This is a genomic window from Falsihalocynthiibacter sp. SS001 (assembly GCF_042445055.1).
In the GTDB taxonomy this organism is placed as follows: domain Bacteria; phylum Pseudomonadota; class Alphaproteobacteria; order Rhodobacterales; family Rhodobacteraceae; genus Falsihalocynthiibacter.
In genome coordinates this window covers 1429759-1445736 of record NZ_CP170339.1, presented here as the reverse complement: position 1 = coordinate 1445736, position 15978 = coordinate 1429759, and the positions used below count along the sequence as shown (strand labels likewise).

Here is a 15978-nt window from a genome sequence, read left to right as displayed (position 1 = left end):
CGCTATCGGACCCTTCAGGAGTGAGTCGAAAATATCGTGAAAAGCGAACTGACAATTCCGACGAATGAAATGATTGAAAAAAATCACTGGGACAAACTCAGTGAATCGCACGTCCGAAATTTCCAATAAGGAGAGAAGTATGAAGTTGAAATCTGCCCTGATGGGCGCAGCAGCGGCATTTGCAATGGCCCCAATGGCTATGGCGGAGCGCGGAGCTGACGGCCACGTAAACATCATCTATTGGCAAGCGCCATCGATCATGAACCCCTACCTTTCTGGCGGTACTAAGGATCTTGAGGCGTCCAGCTTGGTGATTGAACCACTCGCTCGCTATAACGAAACTGGCGCGATGGTACCTTGGCTCGCAGAGAGCGTCCCAACAGTTGAGAACGGTGGCGTTTCCGAGGACCTCACAACAATCACATGGAAACTCAAGCCCGGCCTTCTGTGGTCTGATGGCACCCCTCTTACTTCCGAAGATGTGAAATTCAGCTGGGAATACTGTACTGCTGAAGGCGGCGGCTGTGCGCAGTCCGAGAAATACAACGATGTTGTTTCCGTCGAGACTCCTGATGAATTGACTGCGGTTGTGACTTTTGGTTTGGCCAAGCCATTCCCATACGGTCCTTTCGTAGGCGCGCAGGCTCCGATCATTCAGAAAGCACAGTTTGCTGAGTGCTTGGGCCCCAAAGCACCAGAATGTACAGAGGCCAACTTCAACCCGATCGGCACTGGCCCGTTTACGGTCACAGAATTCCGCCCGAACGACGTGGTATCGCTTGAAGCGAACCCGAACTACCGCGACCCTGCGAAACCCGCATTTGCGACAGCGACCCTAAAGGGTGGCGGCGATGCGACTGCGGCTGGCCGTTCTGTTCTCGAGACTGGCGAGTTTGACTACGCTTGGAACCTACAGCTTGCACCTGATGTGCTTGCGAGCATGGAAGCCAAGGGCAAAGGCAAGATCGTCTCTGGCTTTGGTACATTGGTTGAGCGCATCATGGTCAACCAAACCGATCCTTCCGCAGAACTCGGCGATGAGCGCGGTACAAAGGCACATCCGCATCCGTTCCTAACCGACATCAACGTGCGGAAAGCGCTTTCCATGGCGATTGACCGCGAGTTGCTCACCGAAATCGGATACGGCGCAGCGGGTCGTCCGACCTGTAACGTGCTTCCGGCACCTGAAATCTATGCATCGACTGCGAACGACGCGTGTCTTGTTCAAGACATCGCAGGCGCAAACGATGTGCTTGAGGCTGCTGGCTGGGTCAAAGGAAGCGACGGTATCCGCGCCAAAGATGGCGTGCGTCTGTCCATGCTTTACCAAACATCCACCAACGCTGTTCGTCAGGACTTCCAAGCTCTGATCAAACAGTGGTGGAGCGAAATCGGCGTTGAAACCGAACTTCGTAACATTGACGCGTCTGTGTTCTTTGGCGGCGACCCCGGTTCGCCTGATACGTTCCAGAAGTTCTTTGCTGACGTAGAAATGTACGCCAACAACTTCGACGGCACAGACCCAGAGTCCTATATGGCAAACTGGGAATGTAAGCAGGCTCCAAGCCCTGAAAACCAGTGGCAAGGCAACAACATGCCGCGTTTCTGCTCTGAAGAGTACGACGCGCTTGTTGCGAAAATGGCTGTGACTGGCGACATCAACGACCGCGCGGAAATGGCCAAAGCCATGAACGATATGTTGATGCAAGAATATGTCATTATCCCGCTGGTGGATCGTGGCCGTGTATCTGCGCACTCCAACACTCTTGGCGGTGTGATCCTGAATACTTGGGACAGTGAGCTGTGGAATGCAGCCGACTGGCACCGCGAGTAAGCATATGCGAAATTGGGCGCCCCTTCGGGGGCGTCCTCTTTCTCTCATAATCATAAAAACATAGCCGATAAAAACCGGCAGGGATTTTCCGTATGCTGACTTTCACTATTCGCAGGCTTTTGATTGCGATCCCTACCCTTATCATCATTTCCCTAGCGATCTTCCTGCTTCTGGAACTTGCGCCGGGCGACCCGATGGCCGCGGTCCCGCTGACCGTTCCTCCAGAAGTCAAAGCGCAAATGCGCGAGGCCCTTGGCCTTGGACAGCCCATACCTGTGCGCTTTGTGAAATGGCTCTATCAATTCTACGTTGTCGAACCACTCTATCTCTTTGACGCTATCTTTGGCACTTCGGTTGCCGAAGGCATGCCCCGTATCATTAGCTGGCAATGGCGTTCTTCCGTGATGGAAGTAGTCGCTCAGCGCATCCCCCAGACCCTTTGGGTTGTCGGGCTTTCCTATGTATTGGGCACGCTAATCGCACTCCCTATCGGGGTAATTTCGGCCTATCGCCAGTACTCTATCTTTGACCAGATCGGGACATTCGTTTCGATGATCGGCTTCTCGGTACCGACATTCTTTACGGGCGTATTGCTGATCGTCATCTTCTCGGTTCAGCTAAACTGGTTCCCCTCGATCTATGACACGACCCACAGGGTCACGGATTGGTCCTCGTTCGTGTTCCAGATTAAACAGATGATCATGCCAGTATTTGTGCTCGCGCTTTATAATGCAGCCCAGATCAGCCGCTTCATGCGTGCTTCGATGCTGGATAACCTCAATCAGGACTATGTGCGCACCGCCCGTGCCAAAGGTTTGGGCGAGAAAACAGTCGTCCTTGTGCACGTGCTTCGCAACTCGATGATCCCAGTGGTCACGGTGATTGCCCTCGGCATTCCGACGGTATTTTCGGGCGCCATTATCACCGAGCAGGTTTTCAAGGTGAATGGTCTTGGGCAGTTGCTCATCACAGCTATTCAGGCCAACGATCTTCCGACAGTGCAAACACTGACCGTGATTTTCGCGATCCTGATTATCCTCTTCAACCTTATTGCAGATGTTCTTTATGGCATTCTCGACCCAAGGATCCGTTATGACTAAGACAGCTGTACATTCAAACGATATCGTTGATCAGGAAGCACCGCGCAGCCAATGGTGGGACGTCTGGGATCAGTTCAAAACCCACAAGGGCGCGATGATCGGACTGTTCTTCTTTACGGTTATCCTGTTGTTTGTGACGATTGGGCCGTGGCTCTGGCCGATTGATCCCACGTTCATCGACATCCGCGCGCGCAATCAAACGCCAAGTTTTGCGCATCCCTTCGGCACCGACCAGCTTGGGCGCGATACCTTTGCGCGTATGATGGCCGGTGGGCAGGTTTCGATGGCAGTGGGCCTTACAGCGATGGGTATTTCGCTGCTACTTGGCACGTTTGTCGGGGTAATTGCGGGCTATTTCAAACGGCTAGACGGCCCGCTGATGCGTCTGACCGATCTATTCCTTGCGTTGCCGCTTTTGCCTCTGTTGCTCGTGATCATCATGCTGTTTCGGGATCGGCTTAGCTCGATCTTCGGACCAGAGGGTGGCATCTTTGTACTGATGGTTTTTGCCATTGGCGTAACGAGCTGGATGCAAGCGGCACGGATCGTGCGCGGCGATGTTCTGGCACTTAAGGAGCGGGAGTTTGTTCTGGCGGCCCATTCAATTGGAACATCGCCGCCCAAGATGATCTCTCGGCATATCCTTCCAAACGTTATGTCTCCGATCATGGTGTCTGCGACCCTCGGGATTGCGAACGCAATTATCACCGAAAGCGCGCTATCCTTCCTCGGTCTCGGGTTCCCGCCCGATTTCCCAACTTGGGGGCGGCTGTTGTTTGATGGAGTTGATTATCTGCAGCAATACCCCGAGCGCGTCTTGTGGCCGGGTGCCGCAATTTCGTTGACAGTGCTTGCGGTTAACTATGTGGGCGATGGCCTGCGCGACGCACTGGATCCGCGCATTCGCGGGCGGTAAACATGACGGCGCGGGGAGCAATTCCCGCGCCAATTTCTTGTGTGCTACTTCTTATTCGCGCCGGATATGCGCGACTTAATACGCCGCATGACGCTCCACACTCCGAGTACGACAAACGGCACAAGGATGGCTGTGAGCCAGACCTTATCAATGCCCGCATGCTTGGCGAAGGGTGATAGCACATAGGTCAAAAGGTTCACGCCGTAATAACTCACCGCCACGACCGAGAGCCCCTCAACTGTTTCTTGCAATCGCAGTTGTAGATCAGCGCGGCGGTCCATACTGCGAAGGATCGCTTGGTTCTGAGCGCTACGTACAACGTCAACGCGGGTACGCAATAACTCCCCTGCCCTCAACGCGCGGTCCGACATACTTTGCAGCAGGCGCGAGGCGGCCTTGGTTGTTCGCATCGCAGGATCGAACCGCCGCATCATGAACTCTGCGAAGGTTTGCCGCCCCAAGAAGCGCTCCTCCCGAAGGACGGAAATCCGTTGGTTAACAATCGCGCCATAGGCAATCGTCGCACCAAAACGATAGCTCACGTCCGCCGTTTGCTTCTCAAACCATGCGGCAAGCTTCATCAACTCCGCTAGAGTTTCCTCAGCGGGGGCATCCTGTTCGGACATCCGTCGGACAAGCTCTGCAAGCTCTTCATCCTTTACGCCCAAATCGCGCATCAACACTTGCGCCCGAAGATAGCCCAATAGCGCTGCGGTCTTGTATGTTTCAATCTCGCAGATACGTTGCAGAATGCGCCCGACCCGCTGCATTCCGACATCCTTCTGCACGAACAGCGCATAGCGGACGTGGCCGCCTTCATCTATGCGGAAATCCGAAGCCATCACAGCCGCGTGGTCCAGCACGTGACTGACGGCAAGGCTTTCTGGCACGAACCACTCGGCGAGGCATTCTGTTACCTTCTCGATTTCTGGCATATGAGCGACGTGGATCAGGCCCGATGTGATCCGCTCTCCGGGGGCTTCGGCCAACCAATCTTGTGGAAAGACATCAAACGCTTTGAACTCAAAGGGCTTCGTGGCACTCCCCTTAGTGATGATCGTATAGGTCACAAACTCGCTGTGACTTTCCCATCTAAGTTGGTGGCGGCCGATCGTACCAAAATAATGAGGAGCGTCAGGAGTAGGATGCGCTGCCCCGTAGCGGTCAAGCAGCGCGATCAGATGTTCGTGTTCCCGCCCCATGTCGCGCGTTTGCGAAGCGCCCGTCAATAACGTCAGGAATGCCACCTGTGCAGGCGCCTCGAACGCGGGGAATGGTCGCGCATGAAGTGCATTCGATAGCTGAAACCGTTGAGGGTGATCCTTGAGGGGCGACATAGTTTCTCCTGTTCGAGTTACTATTCATCTAAAGGTGTGCAAGACACCAAACAAGAAAAATATTCATCCCTTTCAATGCCTTATAGGTACACAACGGTATACCACACCCTCCTAAAACGCAAAACACCCCACGAGAAATCGCGGGGCGCATTGTATTCTAGAGTAGGCAGAGCCTAGTCGATCATCGTCAAAAGCTGATCCAGTGACGCCTTGGCATCACCATAGAACATCCGCGTATTTTCCTTATAGAACAGCGGGTTCTCGATACCGGAGTAACCAGTTCCCTGACCGCGCTTGGACACGAAGACCTGCTTGGCTTTCCAGCACTCGAGAACGGGCATCCCAGCAATAGGGCTGTTGGGGTCTTCTTGTGCGGCGGGGTTCACGATGTCGTTTGATCCGATCACAATTGCCACGTCGGTGGTCGGGAAATCGTCGTTGATTTCATCCATCTCCATGACAATGTCATACGGAACTTTGGCCTCTGCCAAGAGCACATTCATGTGTCCCGGCAAACGACCAGCCACTGGGTGGATCGCGAAACGCACGTTCTTGCCCTTAGCCCGCAAGCGTTTGGTAAGTTCGGACACGGATTGCTGTGCCTGAGCTACGGCCATACCGTAACCTGGGATGATTATAACGCTGTCCGCTTCATCAAGCGCCGTGGCAACACCGTCTGCATCTATGGCAATCTGCTCGCCTTCGACTTCCATCGCAGGCCCCGTAGAGCCACCAAAGCCCCCGAGAATAACCGAGACAAAGCTGCGGTTCATCGCCTTACACATGATGTAACTCAAGATCGCACCCGAGGAACCAACCAAGGCACCCGTGACAATCAAGAGATCGTTGCTGAGCGAGAAACCAATCGCTGCCGCAGCCCAACCAGAATAGCTGTTGAGCATCGAAACAACTACAGGCATGTCCGCGCCGCCGATCCCCATGATGAGGTGGTAACCGATAAACAGCGCCGCCAAGGTCATAAGGAACAATGGCAGGAAGCCACCAGTGTTAAAGTACCAGACCAAGCAAAGCAGCGAAATCGCAGCGGCACCCGCGTTCAGCATATGACCGCCCGGAAGCTTTTTCGCCGCAGAATCCACTTTGCCAGCAAGTTTACCATAAGCAATTACGGAACCCGTAAAGGTGATCGCACCGATAAAGATACCAAGGAACAGTTCCACCCGAAGGATCGCGACCTCAACACCCGTTTTGTGCGCCAATAGGCCCGCAAAACCGTCAAGCCCATGCTTCGCTGCTTCGTCCATGCCCAAGACACGGCCAAGCTCAATATGCGCAACATAGCCGACGAAGACCGCCGCCAAACCAACCAGCGAGTGCATAGCCGCCACAAGTTGCGGCATTTCCGTCATTTGAACGCGGGTTGCTACGACATAGCCAATCGCGCCGCCAGCAACGATCAACAAGACCGACAGCGGCCAAAGCCCTGCACCCGGCCCGATAAGCGTTGCGAATACGGCGAGCGCCATACCGGCAATGCCATACCAAACAGCTCGTTTAGCGCTCTCTTGGCCCGACAATCCACCGAGGGACAAGATGAAGAGTACCGCGGCGACAACATATGCCGCAGTTGTAAATCCATAATCCATTGATCTGCCCCTTTAAGATTTCTGGAACATGGCAAGCATGCGCCGTGTGACGAGGAAACCGCCGAAAATGTTGATCGCAGCCATAAAGACCGAAAGCGCGGCGAGAATGACCACAAGGAAGCTACTTGACCCAATCTGCATCAGAGCTCCGAGAATAATGATCGACGAAATCGCGTTCGTCACCGCCATCAAAGGCGTGTGAAGCGAGTGCGCGACATTCCAGATCACTTGGAAGCCAACAAAGACAGCCAGAACGAACACGATAAAGTGCTGCATGAAGCTCGCGGGGGCCACAAGGCCAACCCCGAGCAAGAGAGCAGCACCGACACCCAACAGTGTAACCTGCTGTTTTGTCTGCGCTTTGAACGCTGCAACTTCTGCGGCGCGCTTTTCTTCGGCCGTCAATTCGGGCGCCGCCGCTTTGGGCTTTTGCGCTGCGATTGCGGCCACCTTTGGGGGCGGCGGCGGGAAGGTGATCTCATTTTCAAAGGTCACAGTTGCGCCACGGATCACGTCGTCTTCCATGTTGTGCACGATCTTACCGTCTTTTTCAGGGGTTAGATCGGTCATCATGTGACGGATGTTTGTTGCATAAAGCGTCGATGCCTGGGCGGCCATACGGCTTGGGAAATCTGTGTAACCAATGATGGTCACGCCGTTCTTGGTGACGATCTTTTCATCTGCTACTGTCAGTTTACAGTTACCGCCCTTTTCGGCCGCAAGGTCCACGATAACGGAACCAGGCTTCATCGCTGCGACCATGTCTTCGGTCCAAAGCTCTGGCGCTTCGCGGTTCGGGATCAAGGCCGTTGTAATAACGATATCAATCTCTGGGGCCAACTCGCGGAACTTTGCTAGCTGCGCTTCGCGGAACTCGGGGCTTGAGACAGAAGCATAACCGCCCGTTGCGGCACCGTCTTGTTGCTCTTCTTCAAAATCAAGGAAAACAAACTCGGCGCCCATGGATTCAACCTGCTCGGCCACTTCCGGACGCACGTCAAACGCATAAGTTACGGCACCAAGGCTCGTTGCTGTACCAATTGCAGCAAGACCAGCCACACCTGCACCAACAACTAGAACCTTCGCCGGCGGCACTTTACCCGCCGCAGTGATCTGACCGGTAAAGAAACGGCCAAAGTTGTTACCCGCTTCGATAACCGCACGATAACCGGCAATATTGGCCATCGAGGACAAAGCGTCCATCTTCTGGGCGCGTGAGATGCGCGGCACCATTTCCATGGCTATCACATTCGCGCCTTGGGCGCGTGCTGCTTCCATACCCTCGGCATTGCCCGCAGGATTGAAGAAAGAAATCAGCGTTTGACCCGACGTCAGTCGCTTGGTTTCTGTCGCGTTGGGTTGCCGAACTTTGGCGATAATGTCACAAGCCTTAAAAAGCGCGGCAGCCGTTTTAATGATTTCGACGCCTGCCTCTTTATAGGCGGCATCGTCAAAACCAGCGGCCTTACCCGCACCGGTCTCAATCGCGCATTCGTAACCCAATTTCTGTAATTGGAGAGCGCTTTCCGGTGTCATCGCAACGCGTGACTCTCCTTCAAATATCTCCTTCGGTGCTCCGATTTTCACAGCACATATCCCCTTTCTCTCATCAACCCCCATATACCAAGTATTGGGGTGCCGTTTCTCATAGCTTGCAGATGTCGTTTACTCAACCACCGTGCAGAGCTTTAGCGCTAACAAGGCCTCGAATTCATTGGATTTGTGCGCTGGAAGCACACCTATTTTAGAGGGTTTGCACAAAAAATAGTCAGCGGATTTTGGGGTGATTTATACTCGCGATCAGTGATATATGGTCTGACCAAAACAACCTAATAAGGCTGCAAGACAGCGTAGTTCAATACCGCCTCCCTCATCCCCCACATCTCCACTTACTATATATTTATTAATATGTTACCAATAAAACCCAACCAAACGAAGCAGATCAAGAAGATCCCGTCCGAAACCATCACCCATCAAAAATTCGTCCCATAATTCTCGGCGACATAAAGCCCCTCTTTAGCGCCGTATTTCCAACGGCCACTCAAACGTTGAGCCACTCTAGTCCATTTACTCGAAAAAATTCAGATGTAGTCATAACAAATCTAGCTTGACCTGTGATCTGAGCTTCGATTTGATCGGCTTCCTAACAACACCATGAGTATCGAGATGTTGATTTACCGCAGATTTTCCAAAGCTGATGCAGCCGCGTGCTTCGACGTTTTTTACAATGCTGTCCGTCGCGGGACCATTGCGCACTACAATGAAGAGCAGCGCAAAGCGTGGGCACCGTCGGCGAAAATGCCAGAAAACTGGCCCACACGCTTGAGCAACCAATCCTGCTGGGTGGCGATAAGTGATAGTACGCCCGTTGGCTTTATGTCGATGGAGGGTGACGGACATGTTGATTTGGCATTCGTCGCGCCTGACATGACACGCCAAGGGGTGGCCCGTAGTCTCTACAAGCACATTGAGGAAGACGCGAAGAAGCTTGAGCTTGAACGCCTCTTCACTGAAGCAAGCCACCTCGCCCGCCCCTTCTTTGAAACACAGGGATGGGAAGTCACATTGGCCGAGACGATCACGTATAACGGTCAATCGATTGAGCGTTTCCAGATGGCCAAGGACCTCGGTTAGCTCTCTTTGGCGCGCCGAAACGTCAGGTTATATCTGAATGGCCCCAGCGCGGGATGCTGCGCGTCTTTGATCGGCTGGATGCCGTGATATCTAAGCCGCGAAGACCCACCCCAAACAACGACGTCACCGTGCTCCAACTGAATTTTTCGCTTGGGATCGCTGCGATTTAGCCCGCCAAACAGGAAAACAGCCGGAATGCCAAGCGATACCGAAACGATGGGATGCTCGAAGCCTTCTTCGTCACGGTCCTGATGCAGGGAAAGTTTCGAACCTATATCATAGCGGTTAATCAAACATGCGTCCGGCACAAAGCCCTCATACCCCGCCGCATTCGCTGCCTCTTTCGCGAGTACAGCAAACACTTGCGGCATTTCGGGCCACGCCGCTCCACCGATCGGATCATGCGCAGTATAGCGATACCCCTGCGCGTCGCTTACCCATCCGAGTGGTCCGCAGTTTGTCATGGCAACCGACATCCTGCGCCCTCCGGGGGTGACCATGTTGCGAAACGGCGCAGCTTTGGCGACCGCGAGTAATCCCTCGGTAATCGCCACGCTGCGGTCCCCAACGAATTGGGGCAACACAACAGCCCCCTCAGCGAGGGTTACAGGAGCTTGAGGAATGTCATCAAAGAGGCCGCTTTGCATAGCGCAATGCTACCTGAAACAAAGCAACAATGCACTCCGTTTGATGCAGGAACTCGCTTATGCGGGAACAGACGCCGGAGCGCGCTTGGCTGCGGCCCATTGGTGCACCGCATGGCCGAACGCCTCAAACAGCGGACGCGAAACATTGTCTGCCTGCGCGTTCCACTCTGGGTGCCACTGCACCGAAAGCGTAAATCCGGGAGCGTCCTTGATATAGATTGCCTCAGGCGTTCCGTCGGGCGCAAAGCCATCGATCACTACGCGCGGCCCCGCTTGCTTGATGCCTTGACCATGCAAGGTGTTGGTCAAGACGGTCTGTGCCCCAAACACCTTCTGAAACGGGCCATCTGGACTTAGGGTCACGTCGTGGCGCAGCTCAAACTTCTCTTCGAGCGTTCCATCGGGCGGCATGCGGTGGTTGCTGCGCCCTTCTAGCTCGCGGATTTCGGGGTAGAGCGACCCGCCCATTGCAACGTTAACTTCTTGAAACCCGCGGCAAATTCCGAAAATCGGCATGCCTCTCTCTACGCAGGCGCGGATAAGCGGAAGCGTGATCGCATCGCGCGCCCTATCAAAGGTACCGTGCGCTTCGGTTTCCGCTTCGCCATATTCTTCAGGATGCACATTGGCGCGCGCACCCGTAAACAGAAAGCCATCGCAGGCCTCCATCAACTCTTCGACGGTCACGAATTGGGGATCAGTTGGGACAATCATAGGCAAACATCCCGAAACCGACGAAACAGCACAGCAGTTCATCGTGCCGGTTGCTTGAGCGGGATATTCATCATTAATGAGGTATTGGTTGCCAATAATTCCAACAATTGGACGCGACATGATCTCTCCGAAAGCTAAGATAACGGAGAGATTATAGCGTGTTTATTTGCAGAGTATATTCCTAAGTCACCGCACCGCTGTGCACCACCGCACAAGCTCTTGTGCAAGAATATTGCGGTTTAAGCCTGCGCGCGCTGCTCCTTAAGCTCAAGGCGGCGCTGGTGAAGCACTGGCTCAGTATAGCCTGAGGGCTGGATACGCCCCTTGAACACAAGGTCACAAGCCGCTTGAAATGCGACACCATCAAAGTTTGGCGCCATAGGCACATAGCTTGGATCCGTTGCGTTTTGACCATCCACCACTGCGGCCATTTTCTGCATCGCCTGCATCACCTGCGGCTCTGAAATAACGCCATGATGTAGCCAGTTCGCCAGTGCCTGACTCGAGATACGGCAGGTCGCGCGATCCTCCATCAGGCCAACATTATTGATATCTGGCACTTTGGAACAGCCAACACCCGCATCGATCCAGCGCACAACGTACCCAAGAATGCCCTGCGCATTGTTTTCAACTTCTGCGGTGATTTCCTCATCGCTCCAGTTTACGCCGTCCGCAACGGGAATGGTCAACAACGCCTTCAGGGTCCCACGCGGGCCACCCTTCGCGATTTGAGATTGGCGTGCGAAAACGTCGATCGTGTGATAATGGGTGGCATGAAGCGTTGCGGCAGTCGGGCTTGGAACCCACGCACAATTTGCGCCCGCCATCGGGTGACCAGACTTCGCAGCAAGCATATCAGCCATGAGATCGGGCATCGCCCACATCCCTTTCCCAATCTGCGCTTTACCCGAAAGGCCACACGCCAGCCCGATATCAACATTGCGATCCTCATACGAAAGGATCCAAGGCGTTGATTTCATATCCCCCTTCTTAAGGAATGGTCCCGCCTCCATTGAAGTGTGAATTTCATCGCCCGTGCGGTCAAGGAAACCTGTGTTGATAAAGGCCACACGACTTTTGGCGGCGCGAATACACTCTTTGAGGTTCGCAGAGGTGCGACGCTCCTCGTCCATAATACCAAGCTTTACGGTATTTTGCGGCAAGCCAAGTGCGGCCTCAACACGTGTGAAAATCTCATCCGCAAAGGCGACCTCTTCAGGGCCGTGCATTTTGGGCTTCACAACATAGACGCTGCCATGAACCGAGTTGCCGCTTTTACGCTTCAAATCATGCATGGCGATCAATGTCGTCACCATCGCATCCATCAAACCTTCGCCAATCTCCAGACCATCGCGATCCAGAATGGCAGGGTTCGTCATTAGGTGGCCCACGTTCCGCACCAGCATAAGCGAGCGCCCCTTAAGCGACCGCGCGGAGCCGTCAGGAGCGGTATACTCAACATCTTTGGCCAGCACGCGCTCAAAGGTTTTGTCGCCCTTGGTTACTGTTTCGGACAAGTCCCCCTGCATCAATCCAAGCCAGTTGGAGTACGCAAGAACTTTGTCTTCGGCATCCACGGCTGCGACGGAGTCTTCACAATCCATAATCGTGGAAACGGCACTCTCGAGGATCACATCCGCAATACCTGCAGGGTCGTTGGTGCCAATGAAATGGGTATCATCAACCACAACACGAATATGCAAACCATTCTGAACAAACAGAACTTCTCTATCTGAATATCCGACATACTGGCTTGGCTTGGCCAGCGCGACAACTTTATCGTCAGCGCGAAGCACAAGGCCATCCGCATCCGCAGATAGCTCGGTCAAATCTACCCAGGTTGCTCCTTCAAGAGGAACGGCCGCATCAAGATGCGCCTTGGCCGACGCGACAACGCGTGCGCCGCGTTCTGGGTCATACCCACCCTTCGTCGGTAGATCGCCAAGGGCGTCTGTGCCGTAAAACGCATCATACAGGCTTCCCCAACGCGCATTCGCCGCATTGAGCGCGAACCGTGCATTCATGATCGGAACGACGAGCTGCGGCCCCGCAATCGTTGCGATCTCGGGGTCAACATTTGCCGTTTCGATCTCGAAATCCGGCCCTTCGGGCAAGAGATAGCCAATTTCACGAAGGAAGGATGCATACCCCTCGTCGTCATGAGGTTTGCCGCGCATCTTAAGGTGCCACGCGTCAATCTGATCCTGTAGATACTCGCGTTTTTCCAGAAGCGCGCGGTTCTTGGGGCCCAGCTCATGTACCAGATCGGACAACCCACTCCAGAATTGCTCAGCCGTGACGCCAGTACCAACCAAGGCACGTTCCTCAACAAAGCTTGCCAGTTCAGGGGCAACCTTAAGGCCGTTACGTTCAGTGAATTGCGTCATGGTCAGTTCTCCGATTATGGTGTGGCCTAAGATTTACGCACTCGAAAGCAGGATAGCAAGTTGCACTGACGCGCGATTATGCTGCTTGGCCGACGACAATTTCAATATTTTCAATAAAATAAAGGCACGTGCCGCGCCCCTGATATCGTCATGAAACACGGGCACAATCGGCATGAATTCGCTCGTAAATTGCCCTTGCAGCGCTGCGTCGAACCTGTTCAACATTGCGCAACAAGAAGGAACGAACACATGTCTGATGCTGCCGAGAACAAGATTTACCTTGCCGATTACCAAGAGTTTTCACACCTGATTGACGGGGTTGAACTGACTTTCGCTCTCGCCCCAACAGCAACGCGGGTTAAGAGCAAGATCAAGTTTCGCCCCAATCCCAACGCACCGGCACAGCCATTTTTCCTTCATGGTGAGAACCTGAAATTCATCTCGGCCAAGATCAACGGCCAAGAAATTTCTCCCACCCTCACCGATACGGGGCTAACCACGGACGTTCCAGATGGCGCGTTCGAGTTTGAGGCAGAGGTCGAAATCTCGCCCGAAACGAACACGGCACTTGAGGGGCTGTATATGTCCAACGGCATGTACTGCACGCAATGCGAGGCCGAAGGTTTCCGCAAAATCACCTACTATCCCGACCGCCCAGATGTCATGGCGACCTTCAAGGTGCGGGTCGAGAGCGATCTTCCCGTACTGCTTTCAAACGGCAATCCCGGTGATGCGGGCGACGGCTTTGCCGAATGGCATGATCCGTGGCCAAAGCCAGCCTATCTATTCGCATTGGTCGCGGGTGATTTGATCGCGCACTCCGATAATTTCACGACCCGTTCAGGCAAGGACGTTGCGCTAAATATCTATGTGCGCAAAGGCGATGAGGACAAATGTGCCTTTGGAATGGGGGCGCTAAAACGGTCCATGACGTGGGATGAACAGGTCTATGGCCGTGAATATGACTTGGACATATTCAACATCGTCGCCGTGGATGACTTCAATATGGGGGCAATGGAGAACAAGGGCTTGAACATCTTCAACTCCTCCTGCGTTCTCGCCTCACCCGAGACATCCACGGACGCGAACTTCGAGCGTATCGAAGGGATCATTGCTCATGAGTATTTTCACAACTGGACAGGAAACCGAATTACCTGTCGTGACTGGTTTCAACTTTGCTTGAAAGAGGGGCTGACCGTATTCCGAGATCAACAGTTCACAGGAGATATGCGCAGCCACGCCGTCAAACGGATCGACGATGTCATCACCCTTAGAGCGCGCCAATTCCGCGAGGATAATGGCCCGCTTGCGCACCCCGTTCGGCCCGAAAGCTTTGTCGAGATTAATAACTTCTACACGGCAACCGTTTATGACAAAGGCGCCGAAGTCATCGGGATGCTAAAACGTCTGGTTGGGGACGACGCCTATGCCAAGGCGCTTGATTTGTATTTCGAGCGCCACGATGGCGATGCGGCGACAATCGAGGATTGGCTGAAGGTATTTGAGGATACAACTGGCCGCGATCTCTCGCAGTTTGCACAGTGGTATTCGCAAGCGGGCACGCCTCGCCTTTCTGTATCGGAGGAGTTTGCCGACGGCACATACACGCTTCATTTCAAACAACACACGCCCCCTACCCCCGGACAATCGGCCAAGAAACCGCAGGTATTGCCCATCGCGGTCGGTCTATTGAACCCAAATGGCGATGAGGTACAGGCAACGACCGTGCTTGAGATGACAGAGAGTGAGCAGAGCTTCTCTTTCTCTGGTCTTGCGGCCAAGCCGATCCCGTCGATCCTGCGCGAGTTCTCGGCGCCTGTTATCCTTGAGCGTGAAAGCACCCCGAGCGAACGCGCCTTCCTTCTGGCGCACGACACAGACCCGTTCAATAAATGGGAAGCAGGCCGCGCACTAGCCAAGCAAACGCTCGTTGACATGCTGACCAATGATGCGACTGTTAACACCGACCTTCTGAACGCATTGGCAGCGGTTCTTCGTGACGACGCACTCGACCCCGCGTTTCAGGCCCTTGCCCTTGCGCTTCCAAGCCAAGACGATATGGCGCAAACCCTGTTTGATGCAGGACATACGCCCGATCCTTCGGCCATTTACACTGCACTTGAGACATTGGCGCAATCCATCGCGCAACACCTCCAAGACCTGTTGCCGCGCATTTACGCCGCAAATCATGTTGAGGGTCCTTTTAGCCCTGACGCGACTTCGGCAGGGAAACGTGCGCTTCAGGGGGCGGTTCTTGGATTGCTGTCCCGTCTTGACGGAGGCGATCAGGCGCGCGCGCAATACGCCAGCGCGGACAATATGACCCAACAACTACAGGCGCTTGCCTGCTTGCTACGAGTGGATCGCGGGCAAGCGGAACTCAAACAATTCGAGGCGCAATGGTCCCATGATCGACTGGTTATGGACAAATGGTTTGGCCTTCAATCCGGCCTTGCAGCGCCCGAGAAAGCGGCAAGCGTCACGGCGGCACTTACCGAACACGCGGCATTCGACTGGAAGAACCCTAACCGTTTCAGAGCAACGCTTGGCGGGCTGACCGGCAATGCGGCGGGATTTCACGCGGCGAATGGCGAAGGCTATAAGCTCCTCGCGGATTGGCTTATCAAACTCGACGCAATCAATCCCCAAACGACTGCGCGTATGAGCACCGCCTTCGACAGTTGGCGCCGATATGACGCCGACCGTCAGGGGCAGATGCGCGATCAACTCAAGCGCATTCAGGGTACTGCAAACCTCTCACGCGACACGCTCGAGATGGTGACGCGCATTCTTGAGGGATAG

The 15978-nt window shown here is 54.2% G+C and carries 11 protein-coding genes; 5 read left to right on the top strand and 6 right to left on the bottom strand.

The features are described from left to right. Positions 1 to 139 precede the first annotated feature (139 nt). From ACFE33_RS06970 to ACFE33_RS06960, 3 genes are all read left to right on the top strand, one after another. The gene (locus ACFE33_RS06970) at positions 140 to 1834 is read left to right on the top strand and encodes a peptide ABC transporter substrate-binding protein (RefSeq protein ID WP_380058406.1); all 1695 of its coding nucleotides are present in this window, start codon (positions 140 to 142) and stop codon (positions 1832 to 1834) included. 92 nt (positions 1835 to 1926) lie between these two features. After that, the gene (locus ACFE33_RS06965; protein ID WP_380058404.1) at positions 1927 to 2934 is read left to right on the top strand and encodes an ABC transporter permease; all 1008 of its coding nucleotides are present in this window, start codon (positions 1927 to 1929) and stop codon (positions 2932 to 2934) included. Next, entirely contained in the window at positions 2927 to 3850 is a 924-nt protein-coding gene (locus ACFE33_RS06960) for an ABC transporter permease (RefSeq protein WP_380058403.1), read from the top strand. The genes ACFE33_RS06965 and ACFE33_RS06960 overlap by 8 nt, the downstream gene beginning before the upstream one ends. A gap of 44 nt (positions 3851 to 3894) precedes the next feature. Here the strand turns inward: ACFE33_RS06960 and ACFE33_RS06955 are convergent, their stop codons facing one another. The 3 genes from ACFE33_RS06955 to ACFE33_RS06945 all read right to left on the bottom strand — a co-directional run bounded on the left by ACFE33_RS06955 (position 3895) and on the right by ACFE33_RS06945 (position 8381). Next, on the bottom strand, positions 3895 to 5187 hold the full coding sequence (locus ACFE33_RS06955) for a DUF3422 family protein (RefSeq protein WP_380058401.1): 1293 nt from the start codon (positions 5185 to 5187) through the stop codon (positions 3895 to 3897). A gap of 173 nt (positions 5188 to 5360) precedes the next feature. After that, positions 5361 to 6794, bottom strand: coding sequence for an NAD(P)(+) transhydrogenase (Re/Si-specific) subunit beta (locus tag ACFE33_RS06950; RefSeq protein WP_380058399.1), 1434 nt, complete (start codon positions 6792 to 6794; stop codon positions 5361 to 5363). A 12-nt stretch (positions 6795 to 6806) separates the two neighbouring features. Next, on the bottom strand, positions 6807 to 8381 hold the full coding sequence (locus tag ACFE33_RS06945) for a Re/Si-specific NAD(P)(+) transhydrogenase subunit alpha (RefSeq protein WP_380058398.1): 1575 nt from the start codon (positions 8379 to 8381) through the stop codon (positions 6807 to 6809). A 579-nt stretch (positions 8382 to 8960) separates the two neighbouring features. Here ACFE33_RS06945 and ACFE33_RS06940 point away from each other — a divergent pair. Then, on the top strand, positions 8961 to 9428 hold the full coding sequence (locus tag ACFE33_RS06940) for a GNAT family N-acetyltransferase (protein WP_380058396.1): 468 nt from the start codon (positions 8961 to 8963) through the stop codon (positions 9426 to 9428). Here the strand turns inward: ACFE33_RS06940 and alkB are convergent. The 3 genes from alkB to ACFE33_RS06925 form a co-directional block, all read right to left on the bottom strand. Further along, entirely contained in the window at positions 9425 to 10075 is a 651-nt protein-coding gene (alkB, locus tag ACFE33_RS06935) for a DNA oxidative demethylase AlkB (RefSeq protein WP_380058394.1), read from the bottom strand. The two genes, ACFE33_RS06940 and alkB, sit on opposite strands and share 4 nt — an antisense overlap. A 57-nt stretch (positions 10076 to 10132) precedes the next feature. Further along, a complete protein-coding gene (locus ACFE33_RS06930; RefSeq protein WP_380058393.1) occupies positions 10133 to 10909 on the bottom strand; it encodes a gamma-glutamyl-gamma-aminobutyrate hydrolase family protein in 777 nt (258 codons plus the stop codon). A 119-nt stretch (positions 10910 to 11028) separates the two neighbouring features. Then, positions 11029 to 13176: a malate synthase G gene (locus ACFE33_RS06925; protein WP_380058391.1), complete on the bottom strand. Its 2148-nt coding sequence runs from the start codon at positions 13174 to 13176 to the stop codon at positions 11029 to 11031. Positions 13177 to 13425: 249 nt separating this feature from the next. On the opposite strand from ACFE33_RS06925, the gene pepN reads away from it, so the two are divergent. Next, positions 13426 to 15978 carry an aminopeptidase N gene (gene pepN / locus ACFE33_RS06920; RefSeq protein ID WP_380058389.1) on the top strand — a complete coding sequence of 851 codons (2553 nt, stop codon included), beginning with the start codon at positions 13426 to 13428 and terminating at the stop codon, positions 15976 to 15978.

What these genes read in the sequence shown, in the direction of transcription:
- ACFE33_RS06950 (WP_380058399.1), bottom strand. Translation starts at nt 6,794, where the DNA reads ATGGATTATGGATTTACAACTGCGGCATATGTTGTCGCCGCGGTACTC.
- ACFE33_RS06955 (WP_380058401.1), bottom strand. Translation starts at nt 5,187, where the DNA reads ATGTCGCCCCTCAAGGATCACCCTCAACGGTTTCAGCTATCGAATGCA.
- ACFE33_RS06960 (WP_380058403.1), top strand. Translation starts at nt 2,927, where the DNA reads ATGACTAAGACAGCTGTACATTCAAACGATATCGTTGATCAGGAAGCA.
- ACFE33_RS06965 (WP_380058404.1), top strand. Translation starts at nt 1,927, where the DNA reads ATGCTGACTTTCACTATTCGCAGGCTTTTGATTGCGATCCCTACCCTT.
- ACFE33_RS06925 (WP_380058391.1), bottom strand. Translation starts at nt 13,176, where the DNA reads ATGACGCAATTCACTGAACGTAACGGCCTTAAGGTTGCCCCTGAACTG.
- pepN (WP_380058389.1), top strand. Translation starts at nt 13,426, where the DNA reads ATGTCTGATGCTGCCGAGAACAAGATTTACCTTGCCGATTACCAAGAG.
- ACFE33_RS06970 (WP_380058406.1), top strand. Translation starts at nt 140, where the DNA reads ATGAAGTTGAAATCTGCCCTGATGGGCGCAGCAGCGGCATTTGCAATG.
- ACFE33_RS06940 (WP_380058396.1), top strand. Translation starts at nt 8,961, where the DNA reads ATGTTGATTTACCGCAGATTTTCCAAAGCTGATGCAGCCGCGTGCTTC.
- alkB (WP_380058394.1), bottom strand. Translation starts at nt 10,075, where the DNA reads ATGCAAAGCGGCCTCTTTGATGACATTCCTCAAGCTCCTGTAACCCTC.
- ACFE33_RS06930 (WP_380058393.1), bottom strand. Translation starts at nt 10,909, where the DNA reads ATGTCGCGTCCAATTGTTGGAATTATTGGCAACCAATACCTCATTAAT.